Here is a 5,100-nt window from a genome sequence, read left to right as displayed (position 1 = left end):
CGCGTTGTGCGCGAAAAGCGACAGACGCGCGTCGTGCGGATTTCTATCCTCACCATCCCGTGCGCGAATGGATGTCGATGTGAACGAAAATAAGGCAGGGCCATCGTTTCAGCTCACTCTTGATCCTGCGCTCGCGACGGCAACGGTCCAGGTTGACGCCAAACTTGACGCGCATGGAGTGGAGGATCTGGTCGCCGAGCTGGCACGGATGCGCGCGCGGATGACTCCTGCGGTTGCATCCAGACCGCCGAGCACTGAGCGCTCCAGTGAACGGACGAAACGTCACGGCGCTTGCCATTTCGCGGTGCAGGTCGATGACGCGGGCGAATGCCGGTTCTGGATTCGTCACGCCGGCGTCGGCTGGATCGCGTGCACGTTACCGCTTGCCGCGACGTTGCCGCTCGCCGATCTGTTCCGACGGGTGACGTCGAACTGCGCGAACGAACCTGCTTTTTTCGTGTTCGACCCCGCGGTGGCGTTTGACGACACGGCAATGTGATCGCCCTAATCGGCGGATCCGCCGAACGGGTATCCGTGCAGACTTCCGTTTTCGCGCCCGACACGCGGGTGCGCGCATCGACAGCGCCACGCGCGAGTGACGTCGGTTTCCGCTCGCGGAAAGGCCGTCAGTCGAATCCGTTGGCGAAGATCCGATCGAGGATCGAGCCGTACTCGAACGCTCCGATATCGCAGCGTGTTCCGGTGACGCGCACCGCTCCGCGCTGATCGGTCGGCATGTCCTCGCCATCATCGTCGACGCAGGACGAGCTGGCGAAGACGTTGTCGACCGCCTCGCTCCCCTCCAGCAGCGCGTGCGTGAACGTCGGTCCGCCGTTGTCGCGCAGGGGACCAATGCTCCCGGGAGTCACCCCACCCCACGGGCCATTGATGGTGCAGCCGCTCGGATCGCCGAATTCATTGAACCCCACCGCGTCCAGCGTGCCGGAGCAGTCGTCGTAGATCGGAGCATCGAAAAGGGTGTTGCCGGCGAAGAGCGTGTTGATGATGAGGAACTGCGCATCGAGGAAGGCACCAGCAAAAACGCCGCCGCCGATGCCGCCATTTTCGTCACGATCGTGGTCCGCGTCGTTGTTGATGATCGACGTGCTGTAGAGAGACGTTCGATAATTGCTGTAGATGCCGCCGCCATCCGTATCGGCCGCGTTGCCGCTGATCGTCCCGTTGACGATCCACAACTCGGCGGTATTGAACAGTCCGCCGCCGGAGCCCGGGCTTGCGAGATTGCCGCTGATCGTGCTGTCGCGGATGTGTGTGGGGCCGTAGACGTAGAGGCCGCCGCCGTACATCGCGGTGTTCGCGCGGATTGTGCTGCGCACGATCGTGAGGTCGCCCCCGCTGTCGATGCCACCGCCTTCGTCGGCATGGTTGTTTTCAATCGTGCTGTCCGCGATGGTCAGCGTGCTGCGGTTGAAGATGCCGCCTCCGAGCGAATTGCCTCCGCGCTGGCCATTGCGAATCGTGACGCCTGCCAGCCGCACCGTGCAGACGCCATCGATTGCGAGCACGCGGTCAAGCTGGTTGCCATCGATGATCGTGCGTCCGGCGCCGGCACCGATCAGCGACACCGTCAATCCGACGACGCTGGGCGCGACGATGTTGAGATCGCCGACGTCATCGCCGTTCGCTGCCGTCGGCGCGCGCGTGAGAATGTAGGTTCCGGCGGGAACCGAAATCACGCCGACTCCTGCGGGTGGCAGGTGGTTGACCTCCATGATCGCCGCGCGCAGCGAGCATGTGTTCGCGCCGGTGTGGCAGACGCCGTCAGCGGTGTTGTCGTCGACCAGGTCTGCCACGGTGTTGACGATGAACACTGCGTCGGCATGGGCCGTTGTGGTCATGGTCAATGCGCAGACGACGAGCCACAGCATTGATGTGGCAATCTTTGGGAATCCAGCAATCATTCGCGGTCTCCGATTCGTTGACGGCGCGCCGGTTTCCATCATCGGGAAAACGACCATCGCCACGATCTTCATACGGGAAGTCGCTGGCTGGACCGACACGGCCCTCCGCTCCGACACTGGTCGGCGTGCGCGGGACACGACCGTCGGCCATCGACCGCTGCGATCGTTTGCGCGACGCCGCTACGCGCTCACAGGCTTCCACGCGTCGGAGAAGACGCGCTGGAAATTGACGCCAAGCACCTTGTCGATCAGGCGTTCGCTCACGCCGGAGTCGGCAAGCGCATCCGCGATCACCGTATACCGGTCGGGGCGGTTGAGCCCGATGACGAATGGGGGTGGCCCTTCGCCGGGTGCGCCGACACCGCTGGCTTTGCGCGCTTCAATGTCCTTGTTCCACTCCGCCATGCTCTCGGGCGATGTGTCGAACGGCATCAGCAGCGCGTCGCTGCCGATCCCGACGTGGTCCTCGCCACAGATGTCCAGCGCGTGCCGCAGGTGGCGAATGTAGTCGGGCAAGGTTGGCTGATTCGGAGCCGGCACGAGGAATGACAGGTCGTAGATGCCGATCACGCCACCGCTGTCGGACACGGCACGCAACACGGTGTCGCTCTTGTTGCGCGGATGATCGTGGACGGCCGCGCAGCCGGCGTGCGTGATCAATCCAGGGCGCTTCGATGCGCCGAGCGCCGCCAGCGTCGACGGCTCGTCGCAATGACTGAGGTCGAGGGCCACCCCGAGCGCATTCATTCGTGCAACGGCTTCGCGGCCAAGCGGCGTCAGCCCGGTCGACGGCTGCGGCGTGAGCACACCGGACGCGAATGCGGATGGCCGGTTGTAGCACAGCTGCATCACGCGCACGCCGCGTGCGAAAAAGTGATCGATACGATCGACGCGCGACTCGAGCATGTCGACGCCTTCGAACGAATAGATGATGCCGACCTTGCCGCTGCGGTGCGCGCGCTGGAAGTCCGTCGCGCGTGCGATTTGCATGTAGACGGTTGCATTGAGGCGCAATGCGGCGTCGTAGCCGTCGAGCTCGGCGGAGGTCTGCTTGAAATCGCCGCTGCTGCCGCCGATCGTCGCCTTCAACGCCGTCAGACCGGAAGAGCGCACGGCACGCGCGGTCGCCTCGTCGAGTGGCGCGCTGTCATCCAGCGGTGGCACCAGATTGCCGTCGATGACGATGCCGGTGCGGCGACGGCGCGGCGCCTGCTTCGCCTCCAGTCGAGCGATCGAAGGAAGCACGAGCAGCGCGGCGAGGCTGGTCGTCTTCATGAGAAATCGGCGGCGTTGATGAAATGAACTCATTGGACGATCGTCTCGAATGCACACCGTGGTGCGATGAATGGCACTGCACGCAAACTTTGTGCCACGCCGTGGAACGCGCTCGAACGCCTTCAGCGCGGGCCGCAGGATGTCCGCGGTCAACGCGGACATCCTGCGGACACGATCTGGCCGGCCGCGCTCGTCCCGGAATCGATCGCTGTTGAGGTGTCACGATTCCAACCACTGCACCACCGGATGTGCGTGAGTCGGCCGACAGACATCGTCCGGCCTTGCGCGATTTCGGGATCACGCACGCCGCCGCCGGACGCGCGTGCGCGGCCGGCGTCGCGCTTCCACATCGGACAACCATCAGGCGCGCGTCAGCCCGACTGCATTCGGCCGATCCACTCATCGATCACGCGCTCGAGCAACGCCAGCGGCAACGATCCGTGCGTCAACACCTGGTCGTGGAATTGCGCGAGGACAAACTTCGTCCCAAGCGCCTGTTTCGCCCGCTCGCGCAGCTCCAGAATCTTCAGCATGCCGGCCTTGTACGCGAGCGCCTGGCCGGGCATCACGAAGTAGCGTTCAATTTCGGCGGTGACGTCGTTCTGCGCCATGCCGGTGTTGTCCATCATGTAGGCGATCGCCTGCTCGCGCGTCCAGCGCTTGTAGTGGATCCCGGAATCCACCACGAGACGGACCGCGCGCATCATCTCGTCGCGCAGGCGGCCGAGATTGTCGATCGGATCCTTCTCGAATCCGAGTTCCCACGCGAGCCGCTCGGAATACAGCGCCCAGCCTTCCGCGTAAGCGGTAAACGGCAACACGCGTCGAAAGAACGGCACACCCTTCAACTCCTGCGCGATCGAGATCTGGAAATGGTGACCGGGAATGCCTTCGTGGTAGGCAAGCGTGCGCATTGCGAATTTCGGCGTGTCGGTGGTGTCGCGCATGTTCGCGAAAAAGGTGCCGGGCCGCGTACCGTCGAACGAACCGGGTTCGTAGTACGCACCCGGTGCGGTTTTTTCGGCGAATTCCGGAACCGCCTTGACCTGCACTCCAAGCGTCGGACGCACGTTGAACGCATCACCGAGACCCGCATTCACCTCGTCGAGGATCGCCTGGTAACGCTTGAGCATCGCCGTCTTGCCCTCCGGCGTGTTGGCAAAGGTCGCGTCCGGACCGTGTGCGAGCTGTTGCACCCGCGCACCGATCGGGCCGTCCGCAAGACCCTGCTCGCGGAGGATGGCGTCCATCTCGGTGGTCACGCGCGCGACTTCGGCCAGACCAAGGCCATGCACCTGTTCCGGTGTCATGTCGGTTGTCGTGTGCTGCCGCACGCACCACGCGTAGTACGCGTCGCCGTCCGGAAGGCTCCACGCGCCCTCGTTGCGCTGCGCCTTCGGCTGCAACGCCGTGAAATACGCGATCAGGGTCTTGTAGGCGGGGTACACGCTTCCGTCGATCGCCTGCTCCACCTTCGCGAGCAGCGCGCCACGGTCGGATGCCGTGATCGCATCGGGCGCAATCTTGTCGAGCTTTTCCTTGAAGCTCACGTACAACAGGTTGTCCCGCGCAGGCTTCGCGATGAAACCGGTCATCTGCGTGAGCACCTCGTCGACGGTGAATTTCGGCGGGATCGCGCCTTTTGATTCGCGCAGTTTCAACCCTTCGATGACCTGATCGAACTTCGCCGGAAAACGGCCAAGGCGCTCGATGTAGGTGTCGGCATCGTGCGTGCTGTTGACCTGATGGGTCTGCGCCATGAAGTTCGGCAGGCTCGACTGGATGCCGAACATCTGGTTCACCGGAAAATCGAGGTCGCGGAAACGGTCGCCCTCGACCTGGATGGTCAGAAAATAATCCAGTACGTCGTAGGACAGCTTGCCGTCCTGATCGAGCGCGTCGC

4 protein-coding genes are annotated in these 5,100 nt (G+C 63.8%); 1 reads left to right on the top strand and 3 read right to left on the bottom strand.

Going from position 1 to position 5,100, the window contains the following annotated elements; translation table 11 throughout:
* The first annotated feature begins 79 nt into the window (after positions 1 to 79).
* Positions 80 to 499, top strand: coding sequence for a hypothetical protein (locus ABIV12_RS10685; RefSeq protein WP_348059061.1), 420 nt, complete (start codon positions 80 to 82; stop codon positions 497 to 499).
* Positions 500 to 626: 127 nt separating this feature from the next.
* On the opposite strand, the gene ABIV12_RS10680 is transcribed toward ABIV12_RS10685, so the two are convergent.
* The 3 genes from ABIV12_RS10680 to ABIV12_RS10670 all read right to left on the bottom strand — a co-directional run.
* Complete coding sequence (locus ABIV12_RS10680) at positions 627 to 1,859, bottom strand: choice-of-anchor Q domain-containing protein (protein WP_348059059.1); 1,233 nt, start codon at positions 1,857 to 1,859, stop codon at positions 627 to 629.
* Between the two features lie 243 nt (positions 1,860 to 2,102).
* Positions 2,103 to 3,197 carry a membrane dipeptidase gene (locus ABIV12_RS10675; RefSeq protein ID WP_348059057.1) on the bottom strand — a complete coding sequence of 365 codons (1,095 nt, stop codon included), beginning with the start codon at positions 3,195 to 3,197 and terminating at the stop codon, positions 2,103 to 2,105.
* Between the two features lie 371 nt (positions 3,198 to 3,568).
* Positions 3,569 to 5,100: DUF885 domain-containing protein (locus ABIV12_RS10670; RefSeq protein ID WP_348059055.1), on the bottom strand; the 1,532-nt coding region annotated here is incomplete at its 5' end.

The organism is Dokdonella sp. (genome assembly GCF_039926425.1).
GTDB lineage: Bacteria > Pseudomonadota > Gammaproteobacteria > Xanthomonadales > Rhodanobacteraceae > Dokdonella_A.
The sequence above is the reverse complement of the archived record's forward strand: the minus strand, read 5'-3'. Positions and strand labels throughout refer to the sequence as shown.